This is a genomic window from Rhodococcus oxybenzonivorans, from assembly GCF_003130705.1.
GTDB lineage: Bacteria > Actinomycetota > Actinomycetes > Mycobacteriales > Mycobacteriaceae > Rhodococcus_F > Rhodococcus_F oxybenzonivorans.
Genome location: NZ_CP021354.1, coordinates 140,476 through 155,577, shown reverse-complemented (window position 1 = coordinate 155,577; position 15,102 = coordinate 140,476). Strand labels below are relative to the sequence as shown.

Genomic DNA, 15,102 nt, shown 5'->3' with positions numbered 1-15,102 from the left:
TTCCTTCGAAGAGTGAGTGGTAACGGACGCGTTCAGACGCTCGCGCCGAGGATCTGCGTCGCGAAGCTCTCGCCCACCTTGGTGGCGGCGGCGGTCATGATGTCGAGGTTGCCCGAGTACGGCGGCAGGAAGTCGCCGGCGCCCTCCACCTCGAGGAAGATGCCGACCCGGGCGAGCCCACCACTGATCGGTGTCGGGTCGTCGAACTGCGGCTCGGCGCGCAGGCGGTAACCGGGCACGTAGGACTGCACGGACGACACGACGTCGTGGATCGACGCGCTGATCGCGTCCCGGTCGGCGTCGGCGGGAATAGCGCAGAACACGGTGTCCTTCATGAACATCGGCGGCTCGGCCGGATTCAGGATGATGATGGCCTTGCCCTTCTTCGCTCCGCCGATCGTCTCGATGCCCCGACTCGTGGTGATCGTGAATTCATCGATGTTGGCGCGAGTACCCGGTCCGGCGGACGGCGACGCCACGCTGGCGACGATCTCGGCGTAGGCCACCTCGGTGATCCGGGAGACGGCGTACACCATCGGGATGGTGGCCTGGCCGCCGCAGGTGATGAGGTTGACGTTGGGCGCAGTCCGGTGTTCGCCCATGTTGACGGCCGGCACGACCGCGGGACCGAGCGCGGCGGGCGTGAGATCGACCGCCTGGATGCCCAGTTCCCGGTAGCGCGGGGCGTTCACCCGGTGCACGTAGGCGGACGTGGCCTCGAAAACGATGTCGGGGCGCTCGTCCTGGGCGAGCAGCCAGTCGACACCGTCGGCGCTGGCGACCACGCCCCGATCGGCCGCACGCTTCAGTCCCTCACTGTCCGGATCGACACCGATCATCCAACGCGGTTCGATGATGTCCGAACGCAGGAGCTTGTACAGGAGGTCGGTGCCGATGTTGCCGGATCCGACGATCGCGGCGAGAGCCTTGGTCACAATTTCGCCCTTACTTGAATTCTACTGATACGGAGCCGATGTCACTGAAGTCGGCGCGGAATACGTCACCGGGACGGGCATCGATCGCCCGGGTGCACGAGCCGGGCAGGATTACGTGGCCGGCCTCGAGTCGCACTCCGAAACTCGCGACCTTCCGTGCCAGCCAGGCCACGGCCTTCGTCGGGTTGCCGAGCACCGCCGACGCCTCGCCGCCGGCAATCTCCTCGTCACCCTGGAAGAGCACGGCCGAGATGGCGCCGATGTCCACCCTCGACGGCTCCACCCGTCCGGCGCCGAGGATCGCTCCCGCCGATGACGCGTTGTCGGCGATGGTGTCGGCCAGCCCGATCTTCCAGTCCGTGATACGCGAGTCGATGAGTTCGATACTGGGAACGATGTATTCGGTGGCCGCGAGAACGTCCTCCTCGGTGCACCACTCCCCTGGCAGCGTCTCGCCCAGCACGTAACCGATCTCCACCTCGATGCGCGGATAACAGAACCGGGCGGTGTCGATCGGGGTTCCCTCGGCGTACACCATGCTCGACAGCAGGTGTCCGTAGTCGGGCTCGTCGACGCCCATCATCTTCTGCATGACCTCGGAAGACAGCCCGACCTTGTGGCCGTACACCGTCTCCCCCGCCTCGAGTCGCCCGCGGATGTTCAGCAGCGCGATCTCGTAGGCGTCGACCACGTCGATGTCCGGGTAGGTCGCGGTGAGCGGTTCGATGGGTGCCCGGTCCCGTTCGGCGTCCCTCAGCGACCGGGCCGCATCCAGCCTCTGCCGTTCGCTCAGCATCAGGCCACCTCGCCCGCATGTGAGCGAGTCTCTCGCCGCAAGCCACCGGCCTGGGCGGCGTGCTGCGCGGCGATGTAGCCGAACACCATGGCGGGACCGATGGTCGCGCCCGCACCGGCGTATTCGTTGCCCATCACCGAGGCCGAGGTGTTGCCGGTGGCGTACAAGCCGTCAATGGCCGAACCGTTCTCGCGGAGTACCCGCGCGTCGGCGTCGGTGACGAGTCCACCCTTGGTGCCCAGGTCGCCGGCCTCGCAACGGATGGCGTAGAAGGGGCCCTGGGTGATCTCGTCGAGGCACGGGTTCTTCATCGTCGGGTCGCCGTAGTACCGGTCGTACGCGCTGTCACCGCGGCCGAAGTCCTCGTCCCTGCCGGTGCGCGCGAAGCCGTTGAACCGGTCGACCGTCGCCACCAGAGTGTCGGCCTTCACGCCGATCTGATCCGCGAGGTCGCGCAGGGTGTCGGCTTTGTGCACCACACCGGAGTCGTAAAAGCCCTGGGGGAAAGGCACACCCGGCAGAACCTGCGCGAACGGGTAACGCGACTTCGCCTTGGAGTCCATCACGAACCAGGCGGGTACATGGCCGCCGTCGAGCTGATCGTGCACGAAGTTGACATAGGGCGACGACTCGTTGGTGAAGCGTTCGCCGCGGCCGTTCACGATCACGGACGGCGGAATGCACCGCTCGGACACCAGCGGGATCACGGCGCCCATGGGATGCATCACCGACGGCATCCACCACGCATCGTCCATGAGATCAACTGCCGCGCCGAGGTTCTGGCCCGCGAGGATACCGTCGCCGGTGTTCTCCTTGGCTCCGGCGCTTATGTTCGCGACACCGTGCTTGGGCAGGTATTCGGCGCGCATGTCTTCGTTGTGTTCGAAGCCGCCGGTCGCGAGGAGCACCCCGCGTTTTGCACCGATCCGGACGGTATTGCCGTCGCGCTCCGCGACCACTCCCACGACAACGCCGCTGTCGTCGACGATCAGTTCCGTCATCGACGTCTGCAGCCACAGCGGAACACCGGCATCTTTGAGGACCATGCGCATCCTGGCCACCAGTGCGCGTCCACCGGTCGCCATGTGACGACGACGAATCACGTTGGACGCCACTCGCCAGGCCGCCACCAGCGACGCCTTGCGTCCCTTCCAGGTGCGCTTCACCATGGCGAGGTCGTGGTAGTCCTTGGACGTCACCCACAGTCCGAGCGGGCCCTTCATGCTATTCGGCCGCTGGTACCGCTCGTCGTCCTGCAGTGCTCTCGTGTCGAAGGGCTTGCATTCGATGGTCCGCCCGAGGGGTCGGCCGCCGTCGTACTCGGGGTGGTAGTCGGAGTAGCCCTTCACCCAGTAGAGCTTCATGTGCGGACTGCGGTCGAGCAGTTCCATCAGCTCGGGGCCCTTGTCGACGAACGCGTCGAGTCGGTCTGCCGCCACCCGGCCCTCGGTGATGATGTCGAGGTAGCGGCGAATCGACTCGCGGGAGTCGACGACGCCCTTCTCGCGTAGGGTCGGGGCGTTCGGGATCCAGATTCCGCCACCGGAGATCGCGGTGGACCCACCGAACGTCGCGCCCTTGTCGATCACGAGGGTGTCGAGCCCGCGGTGCGCGGCGGTGATCGCGGCGGCCATTCCGCCGCCCCCGCTGCCGACCACGAGGAAATCGACGGTGGTGTCGAAGATCTGCGAGCCGGCGCTCATCGGTCGCCACCTTCCTTGCGGAGCAGGAAGGCGAGGACGGCACTCTCGAACGCCGACTTCTGCTCGATCATCGCCCAGTGCCCGCAGTTCGGCAAGACGTGGAGTTCCGCCTTCGGGATCAACCGCATCGGGATGATCGACATGTCCACGGGGCTCACCCGGTCGTCGCGGCCCCACGTGAGGAGGGTGGGGGCTTTCACCTTGTGCAGCTGCGCCCAGTAGGGCGTGGCGTCGGACTCGAGGGCAGCCCGGGTGTTCGCCTCGAACGCTGCCCGGCTGTACATCTTGCGGGCGCTGGCGAGGGTATCGGGTTCGGTGGCCTGTGTCCAGCGTTCCTCGATGAGTTCCTCGGTGACCATCGCGGGATCGAACACCATCGAATGCAGCCACTCGATCAGCCGTTCCCGGGTGGGGTCGTCCGTGAACTCCATCAGGAGTTTGATGCCCTCACCGGGACCTGGGCTGAAGAGATTCTTGCCGATGCCGCCGATCGTGATCAGTTTGGTGACCCGGTCGGGGTGCGCGATGGCGAACTGGGTGGCGACGATGCCGCCCATCGAGTTCCCGAGGAGTGCGACCTCGTCGATTCCGAGCCCGTCGAGGAATCGGAGGACTGCGTCGGTGGCCGTGAGCATCGGGTGCCCGCCGAAGTCGTCGCTGACCCCGAAGCCGGGGAACTCCAGAATGAAGGTCCGGAAGTGCTCGGCGAAGACGTCGAGGTTGCCGCGAAAGTTGCGCCATCCCGTCACGCCGGGGCCGGAGCCGTGCAGCAGCAGGAGCGGCGGGCCGTCGCCGGCCTCGTGGTAGCGAAGCACGCCGAGGTCGGTGTTCAGCTCCTTCAGGGTGCCCTCGTAACTCGAGTCAGTCGTCATGGTCGATCACGTTGCCAGCGGGTGCACTGCTCGGACAGAAGCGATCCCGGTCAGCGAGACGTCCACCGTCCCGGCGACGCCTCGGCCCGGGGCTTCCACTGATCGAGACGGCAGTTCGTGACCTGCCGACCGCGTCCCTAACCTCGGTGGTGATCACCGAATCAGTCGGTGTCGCAAACGATGTGGAGGTGGTCCGATGCCAACCGAACCGACGTGGCCCGAACTCGGCACGCAGATCGCCGCACCCACCCCCGACGAAATGCGGCGCAATCTCGGCCATTTCGCGAGTGGCGTCACGGTGGTGACCGGACTCGACGCCGACGGTCCGGTCGGATTCACCTGCCAGTCGTTCGCTTCGGTGTCGCTGGCGCCTCCGCTGATCCTGTTCTGCGCCGATCATCGCGGGCGCGCCTGGCCACGAATCCAGGAGTCGGGGCGCTTCACCGTCAATGTTCTGCACGAGAATCAGACCGACGTCTGCATGCGCTTCGGCTCCAGCCGCGGCGAAAAATTCGACGGACTCGACTGGGAGAGGTCGCCGTGGGCGACGCCCTCGCTCCCCGGCGTACTGATGCGCGTGCACGCAGACGTGCAGTCGGTGCACACCGCCGGCGACCACGACATCGTGATCGGGAGGGTCCTCGGCCTCGAATCGGTCAGCGACGAGCGCCCGTTGGTGTTCTTCCGGGGGAGGTTCGGGCTGGGCGCCGTACCCCGTCCCGTGCGCGCGTGACGAGTCTCGAGACTCGTCAACCGCGCACGGGCGCTACAGCCATTGCCCCGATTGCACCGACAGCAGCTGGTCGAGCGCCTCGGTGGACCAGGAGGTTTCCGGTATCTCCGCGGTCCGGCGGGCGCGGCGCGGCGTCACGGGTTCGGGATGCAGAGCCCGCGTGACGGCCCGGGCGGCGTCGACGACGAGGGGCGCCACTCGCTCGAGCTGCACAGTCCGGGCATCTCCGCACAGCGAGATACCGGCGACCGGGCCGTCGGAGCTCCGGACCGCGACACCGACACAGCCCACGCCGCGAACCGCCTCACCGCGCTCGAATGCGAGACCGCGGCGCTGCCGGATTCGGTTGAGTTCCTGATGGAGGGTGGTGAGCTCGCTGATGGTGCGGTCCGTGCTCCGGTCGAGACGCTGCCCGTACAGGCTGTCGACCTCCTCGGGGTCCACCCACGCCAGCATCGCCTTGCCGCCGGCCGTCGTGTAGGCGGGAACCCGCCCGCCCACCTTGGACGGCAGCGCGGCCGCCATTCGGCCGCCGACCTTGTCGAGGTAGAGGCTGTCCCCACCATCCAGCACCGTGAGGTGCACGACCATTCCGGTCTGCATGTGCAGGTCGTGGAGCAGCGGCGCCGCGGCCGCCCGGATCTGGCCGTGCCCGTTGTCGCCGCCGCCCACACCCATCGCTCGACGGCCGAGGCAATAACCGAAGCTGGCGTGATTCACCCAGTCCAGGCGCACCAGCTGGTCGAGGATGCGGTGCACGGTCGATCGCGGCAGCCGGGTCCGGCACGCCACTTCCTCCAGGGTCAGGCGGCAGGTCCGGCCGTCGAACGCGTCGAGGATCAGCGTCATCCGTTCCACCATCGACGGCGGCACCTCCTTCTTCGCGGCAGGTACCGACGGTGCATTGCCTGAATCGATGACAGTCATCGACGCCTCCAAATATCCTGGTCACAAGCGTGCACCAGACTAAAACTGAAATGAATTCTTAAAATACTAACAGCTGTCCGCGGTGCGGGGAAGGAGACCGGCAACGACCCGGGGGTGTGATCACCCAGGGGCCCGCGAGCGGAGTCGGGCGCTACTTCTCTCGTGTTGGACGCCTCGAGACCGGCTTCTCGCGGATTTCCGGTGGGTGCGCGGCACCCTCAGCACAGTGCCAGCCGAACACCTCGAGGCCACAATCTCCGCGCAGCGCGACTCTTCCCGGTCGGTCGTGGTGACCCTGCTTCTGGTCCGGACCGACCACTACACCCGGGCACGGCGAGACTGCTGGGGCGACTACGCCGGCGGGCCCGCACCCGAACTGTCCTTCACCACCGCAGACTGGCTACCCGGCACCGAGATCGCCCGCATCACCCCGATACGTGAGGTCTCGAGGTACGCCCCGACGAATTCGAGTCGCTTTCCAGCCCCATCATCAGGTGGCTATCCCACACATGGGTCTATTCATCGGGGAAATGTGGGACCTTGACGGCCTCACAACGGACTGCGCCGCCGACGGCGTCTACGACTTCTTTCCTCACCGCCGCACCGCTGCCCGTGACCGGGGCGGTCGGAGCCCCGGTCAATCCCATCCGCCAAGTGATCTGAAGAGAATTACAGACCGATGTAACGGGTCACACCACTGGTGGCACCGCGTGGGGTGCCCGTCAGCCCACGCGGATGCCCTTGTCGGCGAGGAACTCGCGGGCACGACCCAGTTGGCGGTCGGTGGCGAAGGCGTACCACTGGTCGGCGAGGCTCGCCTGGTGGACGAGGTCGCGGAACCTGCCGAACGCGCCCTTGCCCTCGATCGCCCGCTCCAGCCGCTCCCGCAGCGCCGCATCGTGCTGCCGCTCGGCGAAGGCCGCCATGTCACGCCAGCCATCCCGCGAGCCTGTCCGGTCGAACCGGAGCCAACGGTCGGGCTCGGCCTCCACGTCAACGGCGGCGTCCTGTCCAACCATCATCCGGTCAGCGCTGCTGGCGTCGTCAACGTCCTCGCCAGATCCACCCTCGAGGCGGTCCTACGGCGCTACCGTATGCCCAGGCCAGGTGACCTTGTCCACGTCGACATCAAAACGCTCAGCCGCATTCCCGACGGTGAGGGACATCGCAAGTTCGCAACAAGAAGCAAGGCCGCGGCTACGCCTTCCTGCATCATGCGGTCGACGACCACTCCCGACTGGCCTCCTCGGGAATCCTCGGCGATCTGTTACAGCTCGCGTGCTTTCGCGCAAGGTGTGATGGTCCTGCAACAAGAGGGTGATCAGCGAAAGCGCGTGGCGCAAGGTCCCGCACTGAGTCAGTCCTGCTGGAACGTTTGACTTGCGGCTGTTCCCTTGACGTCCAGCTGAACCGCCGTCGCAACGGACATGTCGTCCGTTGTGACGGCGGTTTCGTTGTTCGGCCGCAGCCCGTGGTTCGACGTGCCCAGGGGGCAGCCGGGTCAACGAGTGATCAGTCCCCACAGATCATCTCGGGCGTTGAGCGCGGCCTGCGCGACTTGGTCGTCCCAGTGTTGGACGGAGCCGAACTCTGCCCGCCATGTGAGGGCGGGGCGGGTGAAGTGGTGCAGTTGGTGCTCGCGGGTGGTGCCGATCGCGCCGTGCACCTGGTGGGCGTTGCGGACGACGACCGAGGCGCCGTGACCGGTGCAGGAGCGTGCGGTCGCGACAAGGAAGGGAACGTTCGCACCGGCCCAGTCGGTGGCGACCGCGGCGGTGAGCGCGGCTTCGGTGGACGTGCGGGCGAGCGCGGCCTCGGCGGCCATGTCCGCGATGAGGTGTTGCACGGCCTGGAATCGGGACAGCGACCGCCCGAACTGGGTTCGGACGCCGGCGTGGTGCACGGTCAGCTCGAGGGTCTGATCCAAGGCGGCACAGACCTGGATCGCCCGCACCAGCGCCGATTTCAGGCGCAGCCGGTCGATCAGTCCGTCGGGGGCCTCCGTCGCCGCGAGGGTGCTGACGTCCACGGCGATGTCGTCCCGGGGTTCGCCCACGGAGTTCGCGCCCGGCGTGACGTCGAGGTCTCCGACGGGAACGTCCGCGACCAACCATTTTCCGCCGGACTCGAACACGGTCACGACGCAGGCCAGCAGGTCGTGCTCGGCCAGAGGGACGCGGACGGTGTGCCGGACAGCGGCGGAGAGCAGTTCGGCGGCGGTGTGCCAGTCGGCGCCGCTGCCACCGCTCTCCTCGGGGCCGGTGAGTCGTATGAGCCCGAGATCGTCGAGACGGCGCCAGAATTCCCGGTCGAGGGTGGTGTCCGTCGATGTCGGGTGGTGTTCGGCGTAGTCGCCGAACACGTCGTTCATCAAGGTGACCAGGTCTTGGTCGACCTGGCCGGTCGTGATGGTCATCGCAACCCCAATTCTCGGGCGATCACGCCGCGAAGTATCTCGTTGGTTCCGCCCCGGATGGTGAACCCGGGCCGATGGTCGACCGCGGTCTGGACCAGGTCGCGAAACCCCGGGTCCGTGGTGTCGTCACAGTGCAGGTCCGCGAGGTCCGCAATGTCGCCTTCGGTGGTGGTGCCCAGTACCTTCACGACGGCGGCCGCTACGTCGGCGGGAAGATGGCGCTGCAGCTGTCCGGCGACGGCGGCCGACATCTGCCGGGCACCGGTGATGCGCGCGACCAGCCGGCCCAGGGCGGGGTCGGCAGGCAGTTCCCCCCGCCCCATCCGGTCGGCGAGTCCGGCGAGCACCGGGAAGGTGGACAGTGTCCGCTCGGGACCGCTGCGCTCGAATCCGAGCTCGGAGGTCACCTGTTTCCAGCCGTTGCCGATCTCCCCGAAGACACGGTCGTCGGGAACGAAGACCTCGTCGAGGGAGACCTCGTTGAAGTGGTGCTCACCGTTCATCCAGTGAATCGGGCTGATGGTCAGACCGGGACTGTCCAGATCGACGATGAACTGGCTGAGACCGGCGTGCCGGTGCTCCGGGTCCACCGGGGAGGTTCGGGCGAGCAGCATGAGCGCGTGGGAGCGGTGTGCACCCGAGGTCCACACTTTGGTCCCGGTGATCCGCCAGCCGTCCTCGACGCGAACGGCGCGTGTACGCGCACTTGCCAGGTCCGAGCCCGAGTCGGGCTCGCTCATGCCGATCGCGAAGAACCGCTCGCCGCGCACGATGCCCGGCAGGAAAGCGTGGCGTTGCCCTTCGGTGCCGTACTTGAGCAGGGACGGGGCGATCTGGCGGTCTCCGACCCAGTGGGCGGCCACCGGTGCGCCGGCTAGCGCGACATTCGCGCCAGCATCGTTCCCTGATCCCGACACCGAGAAGCGACCGCCACGATCGCAGTAACCGCCCTGGACCGTTCGACGCCCCGATGACCGCCAGCAGAAGAATGAGAGCACCTAGGACCAGGCCCACGCGCAAATCCAGCACCCTGGACAGCAGCCAATCACGGGATTTCGTATTTCCTGTGTCGGTTTTACTCACCGTCAAACCCCTGCGTCACAGCTAATCCACACTAGATGCGCACTACTGGATGTCATTAGGCTTCCCGGAACGCCCGCTCGACCTCGGTGGGAACGCCTCCGCGCGAAGAAATGTCATAGTTCTGTTCGGCCGCCCAGGCGCGGATCTTCCCGGCTTTCCCTTCCGCCGCACCGGGGCGTTCTGGACTACGGGACGATCCGAACCTCGTTTGCGGCCACCGACCCGGGTGGTGTGCTCGATGAAGAATCCGATATGACCGACTCGACAATTGTCGACACCGAGGCCGAGGAATTAGCCGCACCGCTGGACCTGCTGCTGACCGACGCCAACTTGGACTGGCGGGACCGCGAACGCCTGCAATTCGTCCTCGGCAACATCGTCGAGGCCGCATCCCCGAGCAACAACTCACTGCTCAATCCACTCGGATACAAAGCAGTCCTCGGTGTCGCCGTCCGCCTCGATTATGTGGACAACTCACTGGGGTCAATGCGTGACGACACCAAGTTCTGTCCTCGGGCTCGGTAGTGGTATTCGCCCCTACCCATGACCTTTTGGACGAGGTCGTCGGTCTGCGCGCGGTTGGCGTCCCCCGCGCCCGGCTGAAACACCCACCGACCGTTGATGGACGCCTGACACGATGCGGCGGGGCGGCCAGGCCGGCTCTTTGCTGAACCGACCTGGCCTGGACACGACCGGTACTCCGGAATATCGGGCACGTCTAAAGAACGTGGTATCCCAGCGGACAGCGTCCGACACCGCCGGTGAGGGACCGATCCACGCTGAAGTCGGTGGGATCATTCATGGGCGCGATCCCAAGTGCGAACCGAGACTCCAAGGTCCACCACGTGAGAAGCCGGCGACACCTGGCGGGAGCTTGGGCCGCCGATTCGTGCGAGCGCGTCCGAAAGGGGCGGGGTGTCAGTGCAACAGAACAGTCAGCACATCGCCACTGTGTGCCGCGTCGATCGAGCGAACTGCCGATCGGATCGTCACCGGGTAGCCGTACGCATCGATGTGCACGCACGGGTGGTGTTTTCGCGGAACCTGCTTCGGGTACAGGGAACTCCAGCGATGGTCCGCGAAGCCGGACCGAGGCTCTCGCTACATCCGAACTACCAGGAGACACGATGCGCAAGACCATTGTCGCCACCTTTACCGCTACCGCGATCACGTTCGGTGGCGTCGGCGTAGCCCATGCCACCGCTCCCGAAGCCGCACCCAGCACCTCTGTCGTGGCGCAGCAAGCGCAGGACGAGCACAGTGACAGCGACGAAGGCAGCGACAAGACCGGGCTGTGGGGGCTCCTGGGCCTCGCGGGCCTGCTGGGTCTCGCCGGACTCAAGCGTCGAAACGACCCGACCGTGCGCACCAACGTCGGGACCGACCCGACACGCCGCCCCTGAAATTGTGACTGTGACGGGTGCCCCGGCCTCATGGCCGGGGCATCGCGCAAGCCAACTGAATCCCTCGTGAGCAGGGGTTGCGAACGCTCGCGCGAGAACCGTATGTCGAACGCTGACCGGCACGTTCGCGCATACGGCGCCTGCCGAAACTACTGCCTCTGCGCCCCGGCTTTTCGTAAACGGATGATCATTCCGGGGGCAGCTGCAGCATCGCTGTCTCTCTCCTCCCCACCGCGTTCAGCGGAAGTCCGCGCGTGCAGAGCCCACCATGAGCCTCGGCCCGCACCGCCCACCACCCACACCCCACCGGTGTTGTCACCGCCGCGGTCGCCGGGCAGCGGTCAGCGGCCGCGGCTGTGCACGGTCAGCAGCAGGTGATCGACGCGGTGGCGGATCCCGGCCTCGTCAGGGTCGAGGTCGGCAAGGCCGGCGACGAACGATTCGGCGATCGTGCGCAGCCGGGTGTTGGTGTCCTGGGATCGCCAGGCGAGAATGTCGAACGCTCGGTCTGCGGAAATGCCGTAGACCAGCATCAGCGCACCCTTGGCCTGCTCGATCACCGCTCGTGACTGCGCGAGTTCGGCGACCACTTCATCGACCGAGTCCTTCACATCGCTGGTGTGGGAATCGGTGATGTCGATGTAGAACCCGGTCGTGCCGATCACCTGGCCGGTGTCGTCGTGCAGACGGGTACCGACGACGACGACCTGGCGGATCTTGCCGGAGGTATCGACAATGCGGTGTTTACTGCTGAACGGTTCCGCTTCGGTGACCATCCGATCGAGAACCCGGGCGACCTGCGGGTGGTCCTCGGGATGTTTGTGGGAGAGCAACAATTCGGTGGTCGGCTCGACCTCACCGGGTTGGTATCCGTGCATGCGGGCGACGGTGTCGGACCACTCCCACCGCTGGCCGGCGAGAAGGAACCGGAAACTGCCCACCCGCTGCGGCTCACCGCCACCGACTACCTGCTCGGAATTCACGCCTATTTCTAGCGCATCGGTAGCGGGAGGGTTGCAGGGATCCCCGCCGGGGGTTTCGCCGGCCGAGGTACCGAGTACGCCCATACCTGCCAGCACGGGTGTCTGGGGGTCCAGAACGACACCATCACACCAGGCACTGGGTAACAGGAGGACGGGATTTACGGCCAGTCTGGATCGATGTGGGCATTCGTGGCCAGATCAAGGACATGCAACATGTGCCTCGTGTGATCGTTACCGACAAGCTGACCAGCTACAGCACCGCCCACCGCGAGTTACTGGCCTCGGTCGAGCATCGCCGATCCAAGTACTTGAACAACCGGGCAGAGAATTCCCATCAGCCGACCTGACAGTGGGAGCGGGCGATGAAACGCTTCGACAACGTGGGCACCGCCCAGTGCCAGGCCGCGGGCGATCATGGCGCCGATCCCTCGTGAGCCACCGGTTACGACGGCGGTCGTTCCGGCGACAGAGAAGAGGGAGTCGAATTCCGGTCGCACTTCGTAGGTCGTTGCACTATTCATACTATCTACGCTAGGAACGCATTGACGTCATATCTTGGGGGGGCAACGCACTCCCCTTGCACCGCGCGCAGCAAACCATGAGCAGACCCGGCGGGCGGGCCCGGTCCTCACGCTCGAGCCGACCCACGGGTCTGCTGAATCAGTCGTGTTCGGATCCGGCAGAACGTGTGTCGGACGGGCGCTCACCGAAGGCCCGCCGGTACGCATTACTGAAAGTGCTGAGGTCGCCGAATCCTGAGGAGTATGCCACCTGAGTCACGCTCTGGTGGCTCCAGCCACGGTCCTGAAGACGCAACCGGGCCAACGCCAGACGCTCCTCTCGGATGAGGTCCGACGGTGTTGTCCCGATCCGCTGCAATTGGGCCTGAACGTGCCGGAGCGACCAGCCGAGACGCGTCGCGACCACGGCGCCTGTGAGGTTCGGGTCGCGCGCATTCTCTCGAACAAAGCGCCGGATGGCGGTGACCAACCCTTCCTGAACGTCGACGGACGGGCCGGCCGTGTCTGCGTTGTAGGCGAGTGCCACGAGATCGACGATTCGGTCGGCGATCGCGTCGAATTGACCACCGGTGAGCTGGTCCCGCTCCCTGCGCAGACTACGGACCACGTCGACAACGATGCGTCCCAGTCCCGATGTTGCATCGAGCACGGTGCCGGTGTGAGGCAATGTCGGCACCCGCGCCTCGATCCGGTCACGTGGAATCACGAACGCGACAGAGGAAAAGCCATCACCGTGGCGCAGAACGGTCGCGGTGTCCAGCGACGTGAGGGCCATGACCGCCGGTGTGATCGTGGCTTCACGACGATTCTGCTCGAGGATTACTTCACCCTGGACCGGTATGAGCAGTTCGTAGGCGCCGTGTGGATGTCGACGGATGTCGGCTGCCGTGCGGGAAAGGACCTCCGCTTCGCCCCACCAGCGAATTAGCTGGTACGTGTCCGAATGTTGATGCTGAAGGGTTCCCTGGTAGTTGTCCGCGAGGGAGAAGGCCATCGGACAGTGGATCGACGAGACCTGATCGCGCCACCAATCACCGCGCTCGCGCTGGTCGTGCTCGTTGCTGCGCAACGTATCGACGGAATACAAGGCCACCACACCTTCTCACACCGGTATGCAGAAACTGCGACTCGTGCCAGAGTCGACGCTAGCGCGCGCTGGCGCCCACGCCAACGCCAACGCCAACGCCAACGCCAACGGCGTGATCATCGCAGAGCCCGCTTGAGGAGCTTTCCTGTCGCGTTCATCGGTAAGGTGTCCCTGAACTCGACCAGGCGCGGGTACTTGTAAGCCGCCAACCGTTCCCGTGACCAGCCGATCAGATCTTCTTCCTTCAACTCCGACCCGGGCTCGCGGATGACGAAGGCTTTCACTTCCTCACCGATTCGCTCGTCGGGGATTCCGACGACGGCCACGAGGCTGACCTCTGGATGGCCGATGATCACCTCCTCGAGCTCGCGCGGATAGACGTTGAAGCCTCCCCGCACGATCAAGTCCTTGGCGCGATCGACGATGAAGTAGTAGCCATCCTCGTCTCGCGTTGCGATATCGCCCGTGCGGAACCAGCCGTCCCGGATCACCGCCTGTGTCGCCTCGGGCCGCCCCAGGTATCCCTTCATCACGTTGTATCCACGCACGGCGAGTTCTCCTGGCTCACCGGCGGGGACTTCGTTCCACTGATCGTCGATGAGCTTGACCTCTACTCCCCAGATCGGTGTGCCGATCGACCCCGACCGGTTCGGTTGGTCGAGCGGGTTGAACATGACGGTCGGACTGGTTTCGGAGAGTCCGTAGCCCTCCCGGATCCCGACACCGAAGACATCCCTGAACCGCTCCAGCACATCGACGGGCATGGCAGCTGCGCCGGAAAGCGCGATTCGCAGGAGCCCGGCCAGATCGACGTCTATTCCGTCAGCGGCCTTGTTGAGCAGGGCCCAGTACATCGTCGGAACCCCGGCGAAGACCGTTATCCGGTGCTGTGTCATCAATGCCAGGGCCTGAGCTGCGTCGAATCGTGGCAGCAGGACCAGGGTGGCGCCCATTGCGAAACCGGCGTTCAGCTGTACGGTCTGCGCGAACGAGTGGAAGAGCGGAAGAGTGACCAAATGTACGTCGTCGGCTCGGGCGTCGAGCAGTTGGTTATGCCCGATGGCGTTGAGGACCATATTGGCGTGGGTGAGCTCCGCGCCCTTCGGCTGGCCGGTCGTCCCGCTCGTGTACAGGACCACCGCCGTGTCCGTTGCCTCGGTCACCTGCAGGACGTCTTCCGCGGGGTGTTCGGCCACTACGTCCGCCAAGATTGTTCCCACGCCTGGCTCATCGAGCAACGCGGGGCCAAGAGTGACCAGATGCTCGCAGGATTCGACGTCCTGGAAACCGCGCCACGCCTCGTCGCCGAGACCCGGCACGGTACAGAAGTATGCCGTCGCGCCCGAGTCACGGAGGTGGTAGGCAACCTCCTCCCGCTTGAGCATCGTGTTGAGCGGCACGACGGCTCCACCGGCCTTGAGGATGCCGAAGTAGACGATCGGAAACTCGACAACATTCGCGATCGTCAAGGCGACGCGGTCGCCTGGGCGCAATCCCCGTGAGAGAAGAAAACGGGCCACACTGTTCGCAGCCGCATCGATCTCACCGAAGGTAAGGGCGCGGTCCCCTTCGATGACAGCGGTTCTGCTGGGAGTGCGTCGAGCAGTGTCGGCAAGCATGGTGGCCAGGTTGAGCATGATCCT

14 protein-coding genes and 4 pseudogenes are annotated in these 15,102 nt (G+C 65.8%); 5 read left to right on the top strand and 13 right to left on the bottom strand.

Annotated features, from left to right (window positions below; all coding sequences use genetic code 11):
• Positions 1-32 precede the first annotated feature (32 nt).
• The 4 genes from CBI38_RS00780 to CBI38_RS00765 are packed head-to-tail and all read right to left on the bottom strand — an operon-like array spanning position 33 to position 4,306.
• Entirely contained in the window at positions 33-938 is a 906-nt protein-coding gene (locus CBI38_RS00780; RefSeq protein ID WP_204164937.1) for an acetaldehyde dehydrogenase (acetylating), read from the bottom strand.
• 7 nt (positions 939-945) lie between these two features.
• Positions 946-1,731: a 2-keto-4-pentenoate hydratase gene (locus tag CBI38_RS00775; protein WP_109325584.1), complete on the bottom strand. Its 786-nt coding sequence runs from the start codon at positions 1,729-1,731 to the stop codon at positions 946-948.
• Positions 1,731-3,434, bottom strand: coding sequence for an FAD-binding protein (locus CBI38_RS00770; RefSeq protein WP_109325583.1), 1,704 nt, complete (start codon positions 3,432-3,434; stop codon positions 1,731-1,733). The genes CBI38_RS00775 and CBI38_RS00770 overlap by 1 nt, the downstream gene beginning before the upstream one ends.
• Positions 3,431-4,306, bottom strand: a complete 876-nt coding sequence (locus CBI38_RS00765; protein WP_109325581.1) for an alpha/beta fold hydrolase — start codon at positions 4,304-4,306, stop codon at positions 3,431-3,433. The genes CBI38_RS00770 and CBI38_RS00765 overlap by 4 nt, the downstream gene beginning before the upstream one ends.
• A gap of 196 nt (positions 4,307-4,502) precedes the next feature.
• Between CBI38_RS00765 and CBI38_RS00760 the strand changes: the two genes are divergently transcribed.
• Complete coding sequence (locus CBI38_RS00760; RefSeq protein WP_109325580.1) at positions 4,503-5,039, top strand: flavin reductase family protein; 537 nt, start codon at positions 4,503-4,505, stop codon at positions 5,037-5,039.
• A 33-nt stretch (positions 5,040-5,072) separates the two neighbouring features.
• On the opposite strand, the gene CBI38_RS00755 is transcribed toward CBI38_RS00760, so the two are convergent.
• A complete protein-coding gene (locus tag CBI38_RS00755) occupies positions 5,073-5,966 on the bottom strand; it encodes an IclR family transcriptional regulator (protein ID WP_109325579.1) in 894 nt (297 codons plus the stop codon).
• A 722-nt stretch (positions 5,967-6,688) separates the two neighbouring features.
• Complete coding sequence (locus tag CBI38_RS00745) at positions 6,689-6,988, bottom strand: UPF0158 family protein (RefSeq protein ID WP_240006036.1); 300 nt, start codon at positions 6,986-6,988, stop codon at positions 6,689-6,691.
• Between the two features lie 30 nt (positions 6,989-7,018).
• Here CBI38_RS00745 and CBI38_RS00740 point away from each other — a divergent pair.
• Positions 7,019-7,230: pseudogene (locus tag CBI38_RS00740) on the top strand (IS481 family transposase); the annotation flags it as partial.
• A gap of 237 nt (positions 7,231-7,467) precedes the next feature.
• On the opposite strand, the gene CBI38_RS00735 reads toward CBI38_RS00740, so the two are convergent.
• From CBI38_RS00735 to CBI38_RS00725, 3 genes and pseudogenes are all read right to left on the bottom strand, one after another.
• Positions 7,468-8,382, bottom strand: coding sequence for an acyl-CoA dehydrogenase family protein (locus tag CBI38_RS00735; RefSeq protein ID WP_109325576.1), 915 nt, complete (start codon positions 8,380-8,382; stop codon positions 7,468-7,470).
• Positions 8,379-9,257: pseudogene (locus tag CBI38_RS00730) on the bottom strand (acyl-CoA dehydrogenase family protein); the annotation flags it as partial. The gene CBI38_RS00735 and the pseudogene CBI38_RS00730, both read right to left, overlap by 4 nt.
• A 263-nt stretch (positions 9,258-9,520) precedes the next feature.
• Positions 9,521-9,766 carry an Lsr2 family DNA-binding protein gene (locus tag CBI38_RS00725; protein WP_230990036.1) on the bottom strand — a complete coding sequence of 82 codons (246 nt, stop codon included), beginning with the start codon at positions 9,764-9,766 and terminating at the stop codon, positions 9,521-9,523.
• On the opposite strand from CBI38_RS00725, the gene CBI38_RS00720 reads away from it, so the two are divergent.
• Positions 9,718-9,990: a hypothetical protein gene (locus CBI38_RS00720; protein WP_204164858.1), complete on the top strand. Its 273-nt coding sequence runs from the start codon at positions 9,718-9,720 to the stop codon at positions 9,988-9,990. The genes CBI38_RS00725 and CBI38_RS00720 overlap by 49 nt on opposite strands.
• 602 nt (positions 9,991-10,592) lie before the next feature.
• Positions 10,593-10,868, top strand: coding sequence for a WGxxGxxG family protein (locus CBI38_RS00715; RefSeq protein ID WP_109325574.1), 276 nt, complete (start codon positions 10,593-10,595; stop codon positions 10,866-10,868).
• A gap of 341 nt (positions 10,869-11,209) precedes the next feature.
• Here CBI38_RS00715 and CBI38_RS00710 read toward each other — a convergent pair whose 3' ends face one another.
• Positions 11,210-11,851: a PAS and ANTAR domain-containing protein gene (locus tag CBI38_RS00710; protein ID WP_204164857.1), complete on the bottom strand. Its 642-nt coding sequence runs from the start codon at positions 11,849-11,851 to the stop codon at positions 11,210-11,212.
• A gap of 209 nt (positions 11,852-12,060) precedes the next feature.
• Here CBI38_RS00710 and CBI38_RS00705 point away from each other — a divergent pair.
• Positions 12,061-12,195: pseudogene (locus CBI38_RS00705) on the top strand (DDE-type integrase/transposase/recombinase); the annotation flags it as partial.
• Positions 12,196-12,225: 30 nt separating this feature from the next.
• Here the strand turns inward: CBI38_RS00705 and CBI38_RS40225 are convergent.
• From CBI38_RS40225 to CBI38_RS00690, 3 genes and pseudogenes are all read right to left on the bottom strand, one after another.
• Positions 12,226-12,372: pseudogene (locus CBI38_RS40225) on the bottom strand (3-oxoacyl-ACP reductase); the annotation flags it as partial.
• A 139-nt stretch (positions 12,373-12,511) separates the two neighbouring features.
• Positions 12,512-13,465, bottom strand: coding sequence for an AraC family transcriptional regulator (locus tag CBI38_RS00695; RefSeq protein WP_230990035.1), 954 nt, complete (start codon positions 13,463-13,465; stop codon positions 12,512-12,514).
• A gap of 110 nt (positions 13,466-13,575) precedes the next feature.
• A complete protein-coding gene (locus CBI38_RS00690) occupies positions 13,576-15,096 on the bottom strand; it encodes a long-chain-fatty-acid--CoA ligase (RefSeq protein WP_109325572.1) in 1,521 nt (506 codons plus the stop codon).
• Positions 15,097-15,102: the final 6 nt, after the last annotated feature.